Genomic DNA, 17,385 nt, shown 5'->3' on the forward strand with positions numbered 1-17,385 from the left:
CGTCGAGGACTACCCCGAGCAGGGCGTGATGTTCAAGGACATCACCCCGCTGCTGGCCGACCCGGCGGCGTTCACCACGCTGACCGACGCGCTCGCGGAGATCGCCGAGCGCACCGGTGCGACCAAGATCGTCGGTCTGGAGGCGCGCGGCTTCATCCTGGGCGCCCCGGTGGCCGTGCGGGCGGGGCTGGGCTTCATCCCCGTGCGCAAGGCGGGCAAGCTGCCCGGGGCCACCCTCCGGCAGGCGTACGACCTGGAGTACGGGTCGGCCGAGATCGAGGTGCACGCGGAGGACCTGGTCTCCGGTGACCGCATCCTCATCGTGGACGACGTCCTCGCCACGGGGGGCACCGCCGAGGCGGCCATCCAGCTCATCCACCGGGCGGGGGCCGACATCGCGGGCGTGGCGGTGCTGATGGAGCTGTGCTTCCTCGAGGGTCGTCCGCGGCTGGAGGCGGCGCTGCGGGGTGCTCCGCTGGAGGCGCTGCTGCGGGTGTGACAGGCCGGGCCGTCCTCACGGGCGGCCCCGGCTACGCGCCTTGGCCGGTCCTGGTTCCCACCCGCACCACCGTGCGGCCTTCGCCGTCGGGTGCGGGTGGGACCGCCCTGGTGGAATCCCGTGGCGGCGGCCGGTGTTTGCCAGGTAGACGGTCCTCACATCGGCCTGAAGGCGATGCCGGAGCGCAGGATCGCTACCATGGGGTCTCCGGAGCCTGACCGGGGGACCCGGATCGCGCACGAGGAGCCCTCTTGCCAGACGAGGCCCAGCCACTGACCGCCGCCAAGCCCGAGTCCGCCTCGGCGCCCGCGGCCAAGCCCGCGCCGAACGCGCCCCACGCGAAGAACGACACCCGCGGGCCGGTCGAGCACGCCCAGTCCGCGCCCGTCGAGAAGTCGGCCGAGACCGTGCGCCCCAAGCCGGCCCCGCCCGAGCGCGCGGCGCACTCCCCGGCGGCCCGTGCGTCCACCGGGCAGCCCGCGCGCTCCGGCTCCTCCAACCGCGTCCGGGCCCGCCTCGCCCGACTGGGCGTCCAGCGTGCCAACCCCTACAACCCGGTCCTGGAGCCCCTGCTGCGCATAGTCCGCAGCAACGATCCCAAGATCGAGAACGCCACCCTGCGTCAGATCGAGCGCGCCTACCAGGTCGCGGAGCGCTGGCACCGCGGCCAGAAGCGCAAGAGCGGCGACCCGTACATCACGCACCCGCTGGCGGTCACCACCATCCTGGCCGAGCTGGGCATGGACCCGGCCACCCTGATGGCCGGCCTGCTGCACGACACCGTCGAGGACACCGAGTACGGGCTCGACCAGCTCCGCCGCGACTTCGGCGACACCGTCGCCCTCCTCGTCGACGGCGTCACCAAGCTGGACAAGGTCAAGTTCGGCGAGGCCGCGCAGGCCGAGACCGTGCGCAAGATGGTCGTCGCCATGGCCAAGGACCCGCGCGTCCTGGTCATCAAGCTCGCCGACCGCCTGCACAACATGCGCACCATGCGCTATCTCAAGCGCGAGAAGCAGGAGAAGAAGGCGCGCGAGACGCTGGAGATCTACGCGCCGCTCGCCCACCGGCTGGGCATGAACACCATCAAATGGGAGCTGGAGGACCTCGCGTTCGCGATCCTCTACCCCAAGATGTACGACGAGATCGTGCGGCTCGTCGCCGAGCGTGCGCCGAAGCGCGACGAGTACCTGGCGATAGTGACCGACGAGGTCCAGGCCGACCTGCGCGCCGCCCGCATCAAGGCGACCGTCACCGGCCGCCCGAAGCACTACTACAGCGTCTACCAGAAGATGATCGTGCGGGGCCGCGACTTCGCCGAGATCTACGACCTGGTGGGCATCCGCGTCCTCGTCGACACGGTGCGCGACTGCTACGCGGCCCTGGGCACGGTGCACGCGCGCTGGAATCCGGTGCCCGGCCGGTTCAAGGACTACATCGCGATGCCCAAGTTCAACATGTACCAGTCGCTGCACACGACGGTCATCGGGCCCAACGGCAAGCCGGTCGAACTCCAGATCCGGACCTTCGACATGCACCGCCGCGCCGAGTACGGCATCGCCGCGCACTGGAAGTACAAGCAGGAGGCTGTGGCCGGTGCCTCCAAGGTCCGCACCGACGTGCCCAAGGCCGGTAAGAAGGACGACCACCTCAACGACATGGCCTGGCTGCGTCAGCTGCTGGACTGGCAGAAGGAGACGGAGGACCCGGGCGAGTTCCTGGAGTCGCTGCGCTTCGACCTCTCCCGCAACGAGGTCTTCGTCTTCACCCCCAAGGGCGACGTCATCGCGCTCCCGGCCGGGGCCACCCCGGTCGACTTCGCGTACGCGGTGCACACCGAGGTCGGCCACCGCACCATAGGGGCGCGGGTCAACGGCCGGCTCGTGCCGCTGGAATCCACCCTGGACAACGGCGACCTGGTCGAGGTCTTCACCTCCAAGGCGGCCGGCGCGGGCCCCTCCCGCGACTGGCTCGGCTTCGTGAAGTCGCCGCGCGCCCGCAACAAGATCCGGGCCTGGTTCTCCAAGGAGCGGCGCGACGAGGCGATCGAGCAGGGCAAGGACGCCATCGTCCGCGCCATGCGCAAGCAGAACCTGCCGATCCAGCGCATCCTCACCGGCGACTCGCTCGTCACCCTCGCGCACGAGATGCGCTACCCGGACATCTCCGCGCTGTACGCGGCGATCGGTGAGGGCCACGTCTCCGCGCAGAACGTGGTGCAGAAGCTCGTCTCCGCGCTCGGCGGCGAGGAGGCGGCCACCGAGGAGATCGACGAGGCGGTCCCGCCGACCCGCGGCCGTGGCCGCAAGCGCCGCTCCAGCGCCGACCCGGGCGTCGTCGTCAAGGGCGTCGAGGACGTGTGGGTCAAGCTGGCCCGCTGCTGTACGCCCGTCCCCGGCGATCCCATCATCGGTTTCGTCACGCGCGGTAGCGGTGTATCGGTTCACCGCAGCGACTGCGTCAACGTGGAGTCACTCTCCCGTGAGCCGGAGCGCATCCTCGACGTCGAGTGGGCGCCCACCCAGTCCTCGGTCTTCCTGGTCGCCATCCAGGTCGAGGCCCTGGACCGTTCCCGGCTGCTCTCGGACGTCACCCGCGTCCTGTCCGACCAGCACGTGAACATCCTCTCCGCGGCCGTCCAGACGTCCCGCGACCGAGTGGCCACCTCCCGGTTCACCTTCGAGATGGGCGACCCCAAGCACCTCGGGCACGTCCTGAAGGCGGTGCGGGGCGTGGAGGGCGTGTACGACGTCTACCGCGTGACCTCGGCGCGCAGCCGGTCATGACCGCCTGACCCCGGGACGACACCGGCACAAGCCGTGAGGGCCCCGTACGTCGCCGTACGGGGCCCTCACGCGCGCGTGCGCAGTTGTTCAGCCGCCGAACTCCTGCAGGCCCTTCAGCGCCTGGTCCAGGAGCGCCTGGCGGCCCTCCAGCTCCTTCTCGAGCTTGTCGGCCCTGGCGGTGTTGCCCTGGGCGCGGGCCTGGTCGATCTGGCCCCTCAGCTTGTCCACGGCGGCCTGCAGCTGGCCGGTGAGGCCCTCGGCACGCGCGCGTGCCTCCGGGTTCGTCCGGCGCCACTCGGCCTCCTCGGCCTCCTGGATCGCCCGGTCGACGGTGTGCATCCGGCCCTCGACCTTGGGACGGGCGTCGCGCGGCACGTGCCCGACGGCCTCCCAGCGCTCGTTGATCGAGCGGAAGGCGGCCCGCGCGGCCTTGAGGTCCGTGATCGGCAGGAGCTTCTCGGCCTCCTCGGCCAGCTCCTCCTTCAGCTTCAGGTTCTCCGCCTGCTCCGCGTCCCGCTCGGCGAACACCGAGCTGCGGGCGGCGAAGAACACGTCCTGGGCCCCGCGGAAGCGGTTCCACAGGTCGTCCTCGTGCTCGCGCTGGGCGCGGCCCGCGGCTTTCCAGTCCGCCATCAGCTCGCGGTAGCGGGCCGCCGTCGGCCCCCAGTCCGTCGAACCGGACAGCGCCTCGGCCTCGGCGACCAGCTTCTCCTTGGTCTTGCGGGCCTCCTCGCGCTGCGCGTCCAGCTGCGCGAAGTGCGCCTTGCGACGCTTGGAGAACGCCGAGCGGGCGTGCGAGAAGCGGTGCCACAGCTCGTCGTCCGACTTGCGGTCCAGACGGGGCAGGCCCTTCCAGGTGTCCACCAGGGCACGCAGCCGCTCACCGGCGGCCCGCCACTGGTCGGACTGCGCCAGCCGCTCCGCCTCGGTGACCAGATCCTCCTTGGCCTTGCGGGCCTCGTCGGACTGCTTGGCCCGCTGCGCCTTGCGCTCCTCGCGCCGGGCCTCGACCGACGCCACGAGCTTGTCCAGGCGCGCCCGCAGCGCCTCCAGGTCACCGACCGCGTGGTGCGCGTCGACCTGTTCCCGGATGTGGTCGATGGCGATCTGCGCGTCCTTCGCCGACAGGTCGGTGGTCTGTACGCGCTTCTCGAGGAGGCCGATCTCGACAACCAGGCCCTCGTACTTGCGCTCGAAGTAGGCAAGCGCCTCCTCGGGGGAGCCGGCCGCCCAGGAACCGACGACCTGCTCGCCGTCGGCCGTACGCACGTACACGGTCCCCGTCTCGTCGACGCGGCCCCACGGGTCGCTGCTCACAGCGCCTCCTCCACATGATGCCTGCGGGGGGCCTCAGCTCCCCCGGGCATCGTCCACAGTTTCGTCACGGCCAACATAGGCGACCAGCGGGCGGCCTGTCCGCATCCAGCGCGACCGAAATTCCGCTGGCCGCCGCCACGGCCGTCAGGACTTCGTGACCGTCGCCTTGTCGATCACGACCGTCGCGTTCGGAGCGCCGTCACCCTGGCCCGTGCTCTCTCCCGCGGCGGCGATCTTCTTCAGCACCTTCATGCCCGCGGCGTCGACGGTACCGAACGGTGTGTAGCTGGGCGGCAGCTGACTGTCCTGGTAGACGAGGAAGAACTGGCTTCCGCCCGTGTGCTTCTGTCCGGTGTTCGCCATCGCCACCGTGCCCGCCGGGTAGACGTTGCCCTTCAGGCTTTTGTCCTTGAGGTTCTCGTCGGGAATCGTGTACCCCGGACCACCGCTGCCCGTACCCGTCGGGTCGCCGCACTGCAGCACGTAGATGCCGTTGGTGGTGAGCCGGTGGCACTTGGTGTGGTCGAAGTAGCCCTTGCCCGCGAGGAAGTCGAACGAGTTCACGGTGTGCGGGGCCGCCGACGTCTTGAGCGCGACGCCGATGTCACCGCACGTCGTCGCCAGCTTCATCGTGTACTTCGCCGACGTGTCGATGCTCATCGCCGGCTCCTTCTTCCAGCTCAGCTTCTGTACGGAGCCCTTGGCGGCCTTCTCGCACGGGTCCGGAGCCTTGCTCGGGGTGGCCGAGGCGCTGGGCGTGACGTCCGAACCGGCGTTGTCCGCCTTGTCGTCGTTCTTCAGCACCCCGGTCGTGTACAGCGCGACGCTGCCGATCACGACCACGCCGAGCACCGACGCGATCACGGAGTTGCGCATGCGTGCCCTGCGTCGCGCGCTGGTGCGCCGCTGCTGCTGCCGCAAGAACTTCTCCCGGGCGAGCTGACGCCGCCGCTGCTCCTGGCTGACCACCGGGTTCTCTCCTCATGCGTGTCGTGTTGCCGACCGGTACGCGTGCGTCCTGCGAGCCGACAGGCGCGTGTAGCCCCGTACCGTATATGGGTTCGCTGAGGAAACGGCAGCGCCGGTAGGCTTCGACAGCGGCTGCAGCCGTCCGTAATCGACACAAACGAAGGACGATCGTGCTCATTGCCGGGTTCCCCGCCGGGGCCTGGGGGACGAACTGTTATCTCGTCGCCCCCGCCGCCGGTGAGGAGTGCGTGATCATCGACCCCGGCCACCAGGCCGCCGACGGAGTCGAGGAGACGCTGAAGAAGCATCGGCTCAAGCCCGTCGCGGTCGTCCTCACCCACGGGCACATCGACCACGTGGCCTCGGTCGTCCCGGTGTGCGGCGCGCACGACGTACCGGCGTGGATCCACCCCGAGGACCGGTACATGATGAGCGACCCCGAGAAGGCGCTCGGCCGTTCCATCGGGATGCCGCTCATGGGCGAGCTGACGGTCGGGGAGCCGGACGACGTGAAGGAGCTGACCGACGGCGCCCGGCTCGCGCTCGCCGGTCTGGAGTTCTCCGTGGCGCACGCGCCCGGCCATACCAAGGGGTCGGTGACGTTCCGGATGCCGGAGGCGGCCGACATCCCGTCGGTGTTCTTCTCCGGGGACCTGCTCTTCGCCGGCTCCATCGGACGCACCGACCTGCCCGGCGGTGACATGGCCGAGATGCTCGACTCGCTGGCCCGCGTGTGCCTGCCGCTCGGCGACTCGACCGTGGTGCTGTCCGGCCACGGCCCCCAGACGACCATCGGCCAGGAGCGCGCCACCAACCCGTATCTGCGGCAGGTGGCCGCCGGCCCGGGAGCGGACGGATCCTCCGCTCCCCGACGAGGAATGTGACGAGAGACTTCCCGTGAGCACCTTCAAGGCCCCCAAGGGCACCTACGACCTGATCCCGCCGGACTCCGCGAAGTACCTGGCCGTCCGCGAGGCCATCGCCGCGCCGCTGCGCAACTCCGGCTACGGGTACATCGAGACGCCCGGCTTCGAGAACGTCGAGCTCTTCGCGCGCGGTGTCGGCGAGTCGACCGACATCGTGACCAAGGAGATGTACGCCTTCGAGACCAAGGGCGGCGACCGGCTGGCCCTGCGGCCCGAAGGCACGGCCTCCGTGCTGCGGGCCGCGCTGGAGGCCAACCTGCACAAGGCGGGCAACCTGCCGGTCAAGCTCTGGTACTCCGGCTCCTACTACCGCTACGAGCGCCCGCAGAAGGGCCGCTACCGGCACTTCTCGCAGGTCGGCGCCGAGGCCATCGGGGCCGAGGACCCGGCGCTGGACGCCGAGCTGATCATCCTGGCCGACCAGGCGTACCGCTCGCTGGGGCTCAGGAACTTCCGGATCCTGCTGAACTCGCTCGGCGACAAGGAGTGCCGGCCGGTGTACCGGGCCGCGCTCCAGGACTTCCTGCGCGGGCTGGACCTGGACGAGGACACGCTGCGGCGCGCCGAGATCAACCCGCTGCGGGTGCTGGACGACAAGCGCGAGTCGGTGCAGAAGCAGCTCGGCGAGGCGCCGCTGCTGCGTGACTACCTGTGCGACGCGTGCAAGGCGTACCACGAGGAGGTGCGCGAGCTGATCACCGCGGCGGGCGTGGCCTTCGAGGACGACCCGAAGCTGGTGCGCGGCCTGGACTACTACACGCGGACGACCTTCGAGTTCGTGCACGACGGTCTGGGCTCCCAGTCCGCGGTGGGCGGCGGCGGCCGCTACGACGGGCTGTCCGAGATGATCGGCGGTCCCGCGCTGCCGTCGGTGGGATGGGCCCTCGGCGTCGACCGTACGGTGCTGGCCCTGGAGGCGGAGGGTGTCGAGCTCGCCCTTCCCTCGACGACCAGCGTCTTCGCGGTGCCGCTGGGGGAGGAGGCGCGGCGGGTGCTGTTCGGGAAGGTCACCGAGCTGCGCAAGGTCGGCGTCGCGGCGGACTTCTCCTACGGTGCCAAGGGGCTGAAGGCGGCGATGAAGGCGGCCAACCGCTCCGGCGCGCGCTATGCCGTCGTGCTCGGTGAGCGCGATCTCGCTGAGGGCGTCGTCCAGCTCAAGGACATGGAGTCGGGTGAGCAGACGGCGGTCGGTGTGAACGAGATCGTGGCGGAACTGGAGTCGCGGCTCGCGTGAACCGAGGGCCGGACGGTCGAGTGCCGTCCGGCCCAGCCCCGCGTCGGAGGGGAGCACGCTCCGCTTCGGTTCGCGTCGTTCATGGCGCCCGGATCACCCCCGCGTCCGCGGGGACCATGCAGTCGGAGCCCCCAGATCAACGATCGGTCGGGCCGAACGTCACAACAGTCCGTACCGCACAGCGATGGTGACCGCCGCAGTCCTGTCAGCCACCCCCGACTCGCCGAAGACCCGCGGCAGACGCGTCTTCACCGTCGACTCACCGTCCCGTGCCGGATGCCCAGATCGATGCCGTCCACCGCGGTCACGTCTCCGTATTGCTTGCGCTGCCCCCGTACGTGCACCGCGCATTCGTTCGCGTGTGCTGTCGTGACCCCTGGGATCGGCTGGAACACAGCGCTCCGGCACGACCGTGCGTACCTCCTTATGTCCAGCGAACGGTGGACAGGGGCCCGAGTGCGGCACAATGACCGTGCCCGAAGAAGGTCCCACCCTCTAGCGACGGATCGGCGTGATGAGCAAGACGACAGTCAAGGACGTCTCCACGGAGCCCGGGCCGGACACCGCGCCGCGCAGTGCGGGCGGCAGCCGTGCGTTCGCCCTGCTGCTGGTGATCACCGGCGCGGCCGGACTGCTCGCGGCGTGGGTCATCACGATCGACAAGTTCAAGATCCTCGAGGCCAAGGTCGCGGGCAAGACCTTCACCCCCGGCTGCAGCCTCAACCCGGTCGTCTCCTGCGGCAGCGTCATGGAGAGCAAGCAGGCCGCCGCCTTCGGGTTCCCCAACCCGATGCTCGGCCTGGTCTGCTACGGCATCGTCATCTGCGTCGGCATGAGCCTGCTCGCCCGGGCCCGCTTCCCGCGCTGGTACTGGCTCACCTTCAACTTCGGCACGTTCTTCGGCGTGGCCTTCTGCACCTGGCTGCAGTTCCAGTCGCTGTACCGGATCAACGCCCTGTGCCTGTGGTGCTCGCTGGCCTGGGTCGCCACGATCACGATGTTCTGGTACGTGACGTCGTTCAACGTCCGCAACGCCTTCCTGCCCGCCCCGCGCTGGCTGAAGGGCTTCTTCGACGAGTTCACCTGGGTACTGCCGGTGGCCCACGTCGGCATCATCGGCATGCTGGTCCTGACCCGCTGGTGGGACTTCTGGACCAGCTGACGGCCCCGGGGATTGTCAGTGCGGTGACTTAGGGTTTCTTGCGTGGAACCCGACCTGTTCACCGCCGCAGCAGAAGAACGCCAGGAGAAGGACCCCGCCGCCAGCCCCCTGGCGGTGCGCATGCGCCCGCGCACCCTCGACGAGGTGGTGGGCCAGCAGCACCTGCTGGGGCCCGGCTCGCCCCTGCGCCGGTTGGTCGGCGAGCGCGCGGGCGGCCCCGCCGGACCGTCCTCGGTGATCCTCTGGGGGCCGCCCGGCACCGGCAAGACGACCCTCGCGTACGTCGTTTCCAAGGCCACCGACAAACGCTTCGTGGAGCTGTCGGCCATCACCGCGGGCGTCAAGGAGGTCCGTGCCGTCATCGACGGAGCACGGCGGGCCACCGGCGGGTTCGGCAGGGAGACCGTCCTCTTCCTGGACGAGATCCACCGCTTCAGCAAGGCCCAGCAGGACTCCCTGCTCCCCGCGGTCGAGAACCGGTGGGTGACCCTGATCGCGGCCACCACGGAGAACCCGTACTTCTCGGTGATCTCCCCGCTGCTGTCCCGTTCCCTCCTGCTCACCCTCGAACCCCTCACCGACGACGACCTGCGCGGCCTCGTCCGGCGGGCCCTCACCGACGAGCGCGGCCTGGGGGGTGCCGTCACCCTCCCCGAGGACACCGAGGACCACCTGCTGCGCATCGCCGGCGGTGACGCCCGCCGCGCCCTGACCGCCCTGGAGGCCGCCGCCGGCGCCGCGCTCGACAAGGGCGGCACGGACATCGCCCTGGCGACGCTGGAGGAGACCGTCGACCGGGCGGCGGTGAAGTACGACCGGGACGGCGACCAGCACTACGACGTCGCCAGCGCCCTCATCAAGTCCATCCGGGGATCGGACGTCGACGCCGCGCTGCACTACCTGGCCCGGATGATCGAGGCCGGCGAGGACCCCCGCTTCATCGCCCGCCGCCTGATGATCTCCGCCAGCGAGGACATCGGTCTCGCGGACCCGAACGCCCTGCCGATCGCGGTCGCCGCCGCCCAGGCCGTCGCCATGATCGGCTTCCCCGAGGCCGCCCTCACCCTCAGCCACGCCACCATCGCCCTCGCCCTGGCCCCCAAGTCCAACGCCGCGACCACCGCCATAGGCGCCGCCCTGGACGACGTACGCAGGGGCCTGGCCGGCCCGGTGCCGCCGCACCTGCGCGACGGGCACTACCAGGGCGCGGCCAAGCTCGGCCACGCGCAGGGCTACGTGTACCCGCACGACCTCCCCGAGGGCATCGCGCAGCAGCAGTACGCGCCGGACGCCCTGAAGGACCGCGCGTACTACACGCCGAGCAGGCACGGCGCCGAGGCGAGGTACGCGGACGCCGTCGAATGGACCCGCAAGCACCTCGGTCGCAAGCGGTCCTGAGCACCCTGTAGACTGCCCCGAAGTGCTGAGTCCCGTGCAGTCAGAGCGGGACAGCCAGCCGGAGTCCAGGTCCCCCGCGGACCGGCTCCAGGAGCGTCGCGCACCGTCGAACGGTGTCGCGGGCAGCCCACCACCACCCGAACTCCCGGGAACGGTCGGTGGGCCACTCGCGTGCTGCACGTATGTGCCCAGACCAGGGGAGCGGCTGCCCACCCCGTCCGTCAGGACGAGGAGGGATTCCCCGGCTGCGGATGCGACCTCCCTCAACCCTGACGAGCCGGAACCTTACGAAAGAAGACAGAGACAGTGGCCAACCAGTCCCGCCCCAAGGTCAAGAAGTCGCGTGCGCTCGGCATCGCGCTGACCCCGAAGGCCGTCAAGTACTTCGAGGCCCGCCCCTACCCGCCGGGTGAGCACGGCCGTGGCCGCAAGCAGAACTCGGACTACAAGGTCCGTCTGCTCGAGAAGCAGCGTCTGCGCGCTCAGTACGACATCTCCGAGCGCCAGCTGGTCCGCGCCTACGAGCGCGCCTCCAAGGTTCAGGGCAAGACCGGTGAGGCCCTGATCGTCGAGCTCGAGCGCCGTCTCGACGCGCTGGTCCTGCGTTCGGGCATCGCCCGCACCATCTACCAGGCCCGTCAGATGGTCGTCCACGGCCACATCCAGGTCAACGGCCAGAAGGTGGACAAGCCGTCCTTCCGCGTGCGTCCGGACGACGTCGTCCAGGTCCGCGACCGCTCCAAGGACAAGACGCTCTTCCAGATCGCCCGTGAGGGTGGCTTCGCCCCCGACGGCGAGACCCCCCGCTACCTGCAGGTGAACCTCCGCGCCCTGGCGTTCCGCCTGGACCGCGAGCCGAACCGCAAGGAAGTCCCGGTCATCTGCGACGAGCAGCTCGTCGTCGAGTACTACGCCCGCTGATCACCGGCCGGCCGTAGCACCTCAGCGTCAGCCCGCCGTCTCCCCGCCCTTCCGGGCGGAGGGGCGGCGGGCTTTCGCGCTCGCCCCGCCCCGGCGGGTAATCCGGTACGGAGCCCGACCCCCGGCGCGATAGGCTCGGTGCACGACTTTCCCGATGTCCACGCACGTTTCAGGGAGCGGGTGCGCACAGTGTCCGGTGGAGAAGTGGCCGGAATCCTGGTGGCCGTCTTCTGGGCGATCCTGGTCTCCTTCCTCGCCGTCGCGCTGGCGAGGCTGGCCCAGACGCTCAAGGCGACCACCAAGCTCGTGGCGGACGTGACCGACCAGGCCGTCCCGCTGCTGGCCGACGCCTCCGCGGCGGTGCGCTCCGCGCAGACCCAGATCGACCGGGTCGACGCGATCGCCTCCGACGTCCAGGAGGTCACGTCGAACGCCTCCGCGCTCTCGACCACCGTCGCCTCCACGTTCGGCGGCCCCCTGGTGAAGGTCGCCGCCTTCGGCTACGGCGTGCGCCGGGCCCTGGGCGGCCGCAAGGAGGACGCGCCCGCCGGGTCGCCCCGGCGTACCGTGATCGTGGGCCGCACGGTTCCCGCCGCACGACGCAAGCGGAAGTAAGGACTGAGACCGAGCGATGTTCCGCCGTACGTTCTGGTTCAGCACCGGCGTCGCCGCCGGGGTGTGGGCCACCACCAAGGTCAACCGCAAGCTGAGGCAGCTGACCCCCGAGAGCCTCGCCGCCACCGCGGCCACCAAGGCACTCGAGACCGGGCAGCGCCTGAAGGACCGCGCGGTCGGCTTCGCGCTCGACGTCCGCGACAACATGGCACAGCGGGAGGCCGAACTGTCGGACGCGCTGGGCATCGACGCGGATCCCGGACTCCCCGCGCCCCGGCGGCACACCGCCATCGAGAACAACCGCAGCAACCCGCAGTACATCGAGAACACGACGTACTCGTACAACCGGAATGAGGACCACTGATGGAGTCGGCCGAGATTCGCCGCCGCTGGCTGAGCTTCTTCGAGGAGCGCGGGCACACCGTCGTCCCTTCGGCGTCGCTCATCGCGGACGACCCGACTCTGCTCCTCGTCCCGGCCGGCATGGTGCCCTTCAAGCCCTACTTCCTGGGTGAGGTCAAGCCGCCCTTCGCCCGCGCCACCAGTGTGCAGAAGTGCGTGCGCACGCCTGACATCGAAGAGGTCGGCAAGACCACGCGGCACGGCACGTTCTTCCAGATGTGCGGCAACTTCTCCTTCGGCGACTACTTCAAGGAAGGCGCCATCACGTACGCCTGGGAGCTGCTCACCACCCCCCAGGACAAGGGCGGTTACGGCCTGGAGCCGGACCGGCTGTGGATCACCGTCTACAAGGACGACGACGAGGCCGAGCGCATCTGGCACGAGGTCGTCGGCGTGCCCAAGGAGCGCATCCAGCGCCTGGGCATGAAGGACAACTACTGGTCCATGGGCGTCCCCGGCCCCTGCGGCCCCTGCTCCGAGATCAACTACGACCGCGGCCCCGAGTTCGGCGTCGAGGGCGGTCCCGCCGTCAACGACGAGCGGTACGTGGAGATCTGGAACCTCGTCTTCATGCAGTACGAGCGCGGCGAGGGCATCGGCAAGGACAACTTCGAGATCCTCGGCGAGCTGCCGAGCAAGAACATCGACACCGGGCTCGGCCTGGAGCGCCTCGCCATGATTCTGCAGGGCGTGCAGAACATGTACGAGATCGACACCTCCATGGCCGTCATCAAGAAGGCCACCGAGCTGACCGGCGTCCACTACGGCGACGCCCACGACTCGGACGTCTCGCTGCGCGTGGTCACCGACCACATGCGCACCTCCGTGATGCTCATCGGCGACGGCGTCACCCCCGGCAACGAGGGCCGTGGCTACGTCCTGCGCCGCATCATGCGCCGCGCCATCCGCAACATGCGCCTGCTCGGCGCCACCGGTCCGGTCGTCATGGAACTGATCGACACCGTGATCGCCATGATGGGCCGGCAGTACCCGGAGCTCGTCACCGACCGCGAGCGCATCGAGAAGGTCGCCGTCGCCGAGGAGAACGCCTTCCTCAAGACGCTCAAGGCCGGCACCAACATCCTCGACACCGCCGTCACCGAGACCAAGGCCTCCGGCGGCACCGTCCTGGCCGGGGACAAGGCCTTCCTGCTCCACGACACCTGGGGCTTCCCGATCGACCTCACCCTGGAGATGGCCGCCGAACAGGGCCTCTCGGTGGACGAGGAGGGGTTCCGCCGGCTGATGAAGGAGCAGCGGGAGCGCGCCAAGGCCGACGCCCAGGCCAAGAAGACCGGCCACGCCGACCTGGGCGCCTACCGCGAGATCGCCGACACCGCCGGCGAGACGGACTTCATCGGCTACACCGACACCGAGGGCGAGACCACGATCGTCGGCATCCTCGTCGACGGCGTCTCCTCCCCGGCCGCGACCGAGGGCGACGAGGTCGAGATCGTCCTCGACCGCACCCCGTTCTACGCCGAGGGTGGTGGCCAGATCGGCGACACCGGCCGGATCAAGGTGGACTCCGGTGCCGTCATCGAGGTCCGCGACTGCCAGAAGCCGGTGCCGGGCGTGTACGTCCACAAGGGCGTCGTCCAGGTCGGCGAGGTCACCGTCGGCGCCAAGGCCCACGCCTCGATCGACCGCCGTCGCCGCACGGCCATCGCCCGCGCCCACTCCGCCACGCACCTCACCCACCAGGCCCTGCGCGACGCCCTCGGCCCGACCGCCGCCCAGGCCGGTTCGGAGAACCAGCCCGGCCGCTTCCGCTTCGACTTCGGCTCGCCGTCCGCCGTTCCGACGGCCGTGATGACCGACGTCGAGCAGAAGATCAACGAGGTGCTCGCCCGGGAACTCGACGTGCACGCCGAGATCATGGGCATCGACGAGGCCAAGAAGCAGGGTGCCATCGCCGAGTTCGGCGAGAAGTACGGCGAGCGCGTCCGCGTGGTGACCATCGGCGACTTCTCCAAGGAGCTGTGCGGCGGCACGCATGTGCACAACACCGCCCAGCTGGGCCTCGTGAAGCTGCTCGGCGAGTCCTCGATCGGCTCGGGTGTCCGCCGTATCGAGGCCCTCGTCGGCGTGGACGCCTACCACTTCCTCGCCCGTGAGCACACGGTCGTCGCCCAGCTCCAGGAGCTGATCAAGGGCCGCCCCGAGGAGCTGCCGGAGAAGGTCTCCGCCATGCTCGGCAAGCTGAAGGACGCCGAGAAGGAGATCGAGAAGTTCCGCGCCGAGAAGGTGCTCCAGGCCGCCGCCGGTCTCGCCGAGTCCGCCAGGGACGTCCGCGGCGTGGCCCTGGTCACCGGCCGGGTCCCGGACGGTACGACCCCCGACGACCTGCGCAGGCTGGTCCTCGACGTGCGCGGCCGCATCCAGGGCGGACGGGCCGCCGTGGTCGCCCTGTTCACGGTGAACAACGGCAAGCCGCTCACGGTCATCGCCACCAACGAGGCCGCCCGCGAACGCGGCCTCAAGGCCGGTGACCTGGTCCGCACCGCCGCCAAGACCCTCGGCGGCGGCGGTGGCGGCAAGCCGGACGTCGCCCAGGGCGGTGGCCAGAACCCGGCCGCCGTCGGCGAGGCCGTCGAGGCCGTCGAGCGGCTCGTGGCGGAAACGGCCAAGTGAGCGCCGGGAACCCCGAGTACACGGCAGGCGGTGAGGGCCGGGTCATGCGCCGAGGACGCCGACTCGCGATCGACGTCGGGGACGCCCGTATCGGGGTCGCCTCCTGCGACCCCGACGGGATCCTCGCCACGCCCGTGGAGACCGTCCCCGGGCGGGACGTCCCGGCGGCACACCGCCGGCTGCGGCAACTGGTCGAGGAGTACGAGCCGATCGAGGTCGTCGTCGGTCTCCCGCGCTCCCTCAAGGGGGGCGAGGGGCCGGCCGCGGCGAAGGTTCGCGCCTTCGCGCAGGAGCTCGCCCGGGGCATCACACCCGTGCCGGTACGCCTGGTGGACGAGCGCATGACGACGGTGACGGCCAGTCAGGGACTGCGTGCGGCAGGGGTGAAATCGAAGAAGGGCCGTTCCGTCGTCGACCAGGCGGCCGCCGTGATCATCTTGCAGCAGGCCTTGGAATCCGAACGGGTGTCAGGTAATGCACCCGGTGAGGGCGTCGAAGTGGTCATCTGATCGCGATACGGTAACGTTCCGCGCGATGCGACGGTTTTCGAACAGCCGCCGCACAGCAAGAGGCGGAACGGAAGCGGGGCCCCACGAGCCGTGTGACCGTCCGCCTCGCGGCTCTAGGGGATAGATGACTGAGTATGGCCGGGGCCCAGGCTCCGAACCGTGGCATCCGGAGGACCCGTTGTTCGGGGACGGCGGATGGGAAGGGCAGCAGCAGGCCCATGCGGGCCCGCAGTCTGCCTACGGCGGCCAGCCGCAGCAGCATTCGCCGGAGCCGCAGTACGGCGACTGGGGCCGGAACCAGCACAGCGGGTACGACCAGCAGCAGTACCAGTACCACGACGGGCAGGGTCACCACTACCACGACGGGCAGGGCCGGCAGCACTACGGCACGCAGGGCCAGCAGCAGTACGACCAGCAGTACGCCCATCACGCCGGTCATTCCCAGGACCAGTACCACCAGGGCGGCGGCTGGGACGCCACCGGCACCCACGGCCACGTGCCCTACGCCGCCGATCCGGGCGACCCCTACGGCCAGCAGCCGGTGGCGTACGGCGCCGAGCAGCCCGACTTCTACAACACGCCCGACGCGTACCCCCCGCCGGAGCCCCCGGGTCAGCGGCACCCCGAACCGGAACCCGGGGAGGCGGAGCCGGAGACCGGCTGGGATCCCGGGCCCGACCAGGGCGAGCACGCCTTCTTCGCGGGAGACGACCAGCAGGACGAGGGCGAGGACGACGAGGACGACGACGCCCCCCGGAGCCGGCGCGCGCGCGGCGCGGGCGGGAAGGGCCCCAAGAAGAAGAAGGGACGCAACGGCTTCGCCTGCCTGGTGGTGTGCGTGGTGTTCGGCGGCGGTCTGGCGGGTGTCGGCTACTTCGGCTACCACTTCTACCAGGACCGTTTCGGCGCGGCGCCGGACTACACGGGCGACGGGAACGGTGAGCAGGTCACGGTCGTCATCCCCAAGGGCGCCGGCGGCTATGTGATCGGGCAGAAGCTGAAGGAAGCGGGCGTCGTCCAGAGCGTCGACGCGTTCGTCTCCGCGCTGGGCGCGAACCCCAACGGCAAGGGTGTGCAGGACGGCGTCTACACGCTGCAGAAGCACATGTCGGCCGCGAGCGCGGTCGAACTCATGCTGAGCCCGAAGAGCCGCAGCAACCTGATCATCGCCGAGGGCATGCGCAACCTGGCCGTCTACGAGAAGATCGACGAACGCCTCCAGGTGCCGAAGGGCACCACGGCGAAGGTGGCGAAGAGCGACTACCGCAAACTGGGCCTGCCCGACTGGGCGCTGAGCCACCCGAACCTCAAGGACCCGCTGGAAGGATTCCTCTATCCGTCCAGCTACCCGGTCGCGAAGGGCCAGAAGCCCGAGGCCGTCCTCAAGAGCATGGTCTCCCGGGCCAACGAGACGTACCAGGAACTCGGCCTCGTGAAGAAGGCGAAGTCCCTGGGGCTCGACGGCCCCTGGCAGCTGCTGACCGTGGCGAGCCTCGTGCAGGCCGAGGGCACCAGCCACGACGACTTCCGCAAGATGGCCGAGGTCGTCTACAACCGCCTCGTGCCCGGCAACCCGCAGACCAACGGCATGCTCGAGTTCGACTCCACGTACAACTACGTGAAGAACCAGAGCAAGATCGACCTGAGCATCGCCGAACTGCGCAGGTACAACAACCCGTACAACACGTACTTCACCAAGGGCCTGCCGCCGGGCCCCATCGACAACCCGGGCGAGGAGGCCCTCAGGGGCGCGCTCGACCCGACGGACGACGGCTGGTACTACTTCATCTCGCTGGACGGCAAGACCAGCAAGTTCACCAAGACGCTGGCCGAACACGAGAAGCTGGTCGCGGAGTTCAACGCGCAGCGCAAGGGCGGCTGACGGACACCGAGGCCGCGCGGGAGCCGCCCGGTCCCCCCGATGGGCGTCGGTGGATCCGTGGTGCCGGGAAGGTGTCGCAGAGGTGTCGCCCTTGATCATCATGCTGCCGGCCTCCACCTGCGATCTTCACC

General features: G+C 70.0%; 14 protein-coding genes and 2 pseudogenes. 12 read left to right on the plus strand and 4 right to left on the minus strand.

Going from position 1 to position 17,385, the window contains the following annotated elements; genetic code table 11:
- Both ABZX30_RS09210 and ABZX30_RS09215 read left to right on the plus strand, forming a co-directional pair.
- Nucleotides 1-499, plus strand: a 499-nt coding sequence (locus ABZX30_RS09210) for an adenine phosphoribosyltransferase (RefSeq protein WP_355930803.1), incomplete at its 5' end; no start/stop codon positions are given.
- A 251-nt stretch (nt 500-750) separates the two neighbouring features.
- Entirely contained in the window at nt 751-3,285 is a 2,535-nt protein-coding gene (locus ABZX30_RS09215; RefSeq protein WP_355930805.1) for a bifunctional (p)ppGpp synthetase/guanosine-3',5'-bis(diphosphate) 3'-pyrophosphohydrolase, read from the plus strand.
- Between the two features lie 87 nt (nt 3,286-3,372).
- On the opposite strand, the gene ABZX30_RS09220 is transcribed toward ABZX30_RS09215, so the two are convergent.
- Nucleotides 3,373-4,602: a DUF349 domain-containing protein gene (locus ABZX30_RS09220; protein WP_355930806.1), complete on the minus strand. Its 1,230-nt coding sequence runs from the start codon at nt 4,600-4,602 to the stop codon at nt 3,373-3,375.
- Nucleotides 4,603-4,746: 144 nt separating this feature from the next.
- Entirely contained in the window at nt 4,747-5,571 is an 825-nt protein-coding gene (locus tag ABZX30_RS09225) for a peptidylprolyl isomerase (RefSeq protein WP_355930809.1), read from the minus strand.
- A 170-nt stretch (nt 5,572-5,741) separates the two neighbouring features.
- Here ABZX30_RS09225 and ABZX30_RS09230 point away from each other — a divergent pair, with 170 nt between their 5' ends.
- The gene (locus ABZX30_RS09230; protein ID WP_355930812.1) at nt 5,742-6,455 is read left to right on the plus strand and encodes an MBL fold metallo-hydrolase; all 714 of its coding nucleotides are present in this window, start codon (nt 5,742-5,744) and stop codon (nt 6,453-6,455) included.
- A gap of 13 nt (nt 6,456-6,468) precedes the next feature.
- Nucleotides 6,469-7,731 (plus strand): histidine--tRNA ligase, encoded by a 1,263-nt coding sequence (hisS, locus tag ABZX30_RS09235; protein ID WP_355930815.1) that lies wholly within the window; start codon nt 6,469-6,471, stop codon nt 7,729-7,731.
- Between the two features lie 159 nt (nt 7,732-7,890).
- Here hisS and ABZX30_RS09240 read toward each other — a convergent pair.
- Both ABZX30_RS09240 and ABZX30_RS09245 read right to left on the minus strand, forming a co-directional pair.
- Nucleotides 7,891-7,995 (minus strand): annotated as a pseudogene (locus ABZX30_RS09240) (DNA-binding response regulator); the annotation flags it as partial.
- Nucleotides 7,992-8,075 (minus strand): annotated as a pseudogene (locus ABZX30_RS09245) (ABC transporter ATP-binding protein); the annotation flags it as partial. The pseudogenes ABZX30_RS09240 and ABZX30_RS09245, both read right to left, overlap by 4 nt.
- A 170-nt stretch (nt 8,076-8,245) precedes the next feature.
- Between ABZX30_RS09245 and ABZX30_RS09250 the strand changes: the two are divergent.
- From ABZX30_RS09250 to mltG, 8 genes are all read left to right on the plus strand, one after another.
- Nucleotides 8,246-8,893: a vitamin K epoxide reductase family protein gene (locus ABZX30_RS09250; RefSeq protein WP_355930818.1), complete on the plus strand. Its 648-nt coding sequence runs from the start codon at nt 8,246-8,248 to the stop codon at nt 8,891-8,893.
- 42 nt (nt 8,894-8,935) lie between these two features.
- Nucleotides 8,936-10,291 (plus strand): replication-associated recombination protein A, encoded by a 1,356-nt coding sequence (locus ABZX30_RS09255; RefSeq protein ID WP_355930821.1) that lies wholly within the window; start codon nt 8,936-8,938, stop codon nt 10,289-10,291.
- A 306-nt stretch (nt 10,292-10,597) separates the two neighbouring features.
- Complete coding sequence (gene rpsD / locus ABZX30_RS09260) at nt 10,598-11,212, plus strand: 30S ribosomal protein S4 (RefSeq protein WP_132853601.1); 615 nt, start codon at nt 10,598-10,600, stop codon at nt 11,210-11,212.
- A gap of 180 nt (nt 11,213-11,392) precedes the next feature.
- Entirely contained in the window at nt 11,393-11,827 is a 435-nt protein-coding gene (locus ABZX30_RS09265; protein ID WP_355930823.1) for a DUF948 domain-containing protein, read from the plus strand.
- Between the two features lie 16 nt (nt 11,828-11,843).
- Nucleotides 11,844-12,191 (plus strand): hypothetical protein, encoded by a 348-nt coding sequence (locus ABZX30_RS09270; protein WP_355930826.1) that lies wholly within the window; start codon nt 11,844-11,846, stop codon nt 12,189-12,191.
- Complete coding sequence (gene alaS, locus ABZX30_RS09275) at nt 12,191-14,863, plus strand: alanine--tRNA ligase (protein ID WP_355930829.1); 2,673 nt, start codon at nt 12,191-12,193, stop codon at nt 14,861-14,863. The genes ABZX30_RS09270 and alaS overlap by 1 nt, the downstream gene beginning before the upstream one ends.
- Before the next feature lie 44 nt (nt 14,864-14,907).
- Entirely contained in the window at nt 14,908-15,372 is a 465-nt protein-coding gene (gene ruvX, locus ABZX30_RS09280) for a Holliday junction resolvase RuvX (RefSeq protein WP_355931056.1), read from the plus strand.
- Nucleotides 15,373-15,496: 124 nt separating this feature from the next.
- Nucleotides 15,497-17,254, plus strand: a complete 1,758-nt coding sequence (gene mltG, locus ABZX30_RS09285; RefSeq protein WP_355930832.1) for an endolytic transglycosylase MltG — start codon at nt 15,497-15,499, stop codon at nt 17,252-17,254.
- The last annotated feature ends 131 nt before the right edge of the window (nt 17,255-17,385 follow it).

It is taken from the genome of Streptomyces sp. NPDC004542, assembly GCF_040610035.1.
Classification (GTDB): domain Bacteria; phylum Actinomycetota; class Actinomycetes; order Streptomycetales; family Streptomycetaceae; genus Streptomyces.

What these genes read in the sequence shown, in the direction of transcription:
- mltG (WP_355930832.1), top strand. Translation starts at nt 15,497, where the DNA reads ATGACTGAGTATGGCCGGGGCCCAGGCTCCGAACCGTGGCATCCGGAG.
- ABZX30_RS09270 (WP_355930826.1), top strand. Translation starts at nt 11,844, where the DNA reads ATGTTCCGCCGTACGTTCTGGTTCAGCACCGGCGTCGCCGCCGGGGTG.
- ruvX (WP_355931056.1), top strand. Translation starts at nt 14,908, where the DNA reads ATGCGCCGAGGACGCCGACTCGCGATCGACGTCGGGGACGCCCGTATC.
- alaS (WP_355930829.1), top strand. Translation starts at nt 12,191, where the DNA reads ATGGAGTCGGCCGAGATTCGCCGCCGCTGGCTGAGCTTCTTCGAGGAG.
- ABZX30_RS09250 (WP_355930818.1), top strand. Translation starts at nt 8,246, where the DNA reads ATGAGCAAGACGACAGTCAAGGACGTCTCCACGGAGCCCGGGCCGGAC.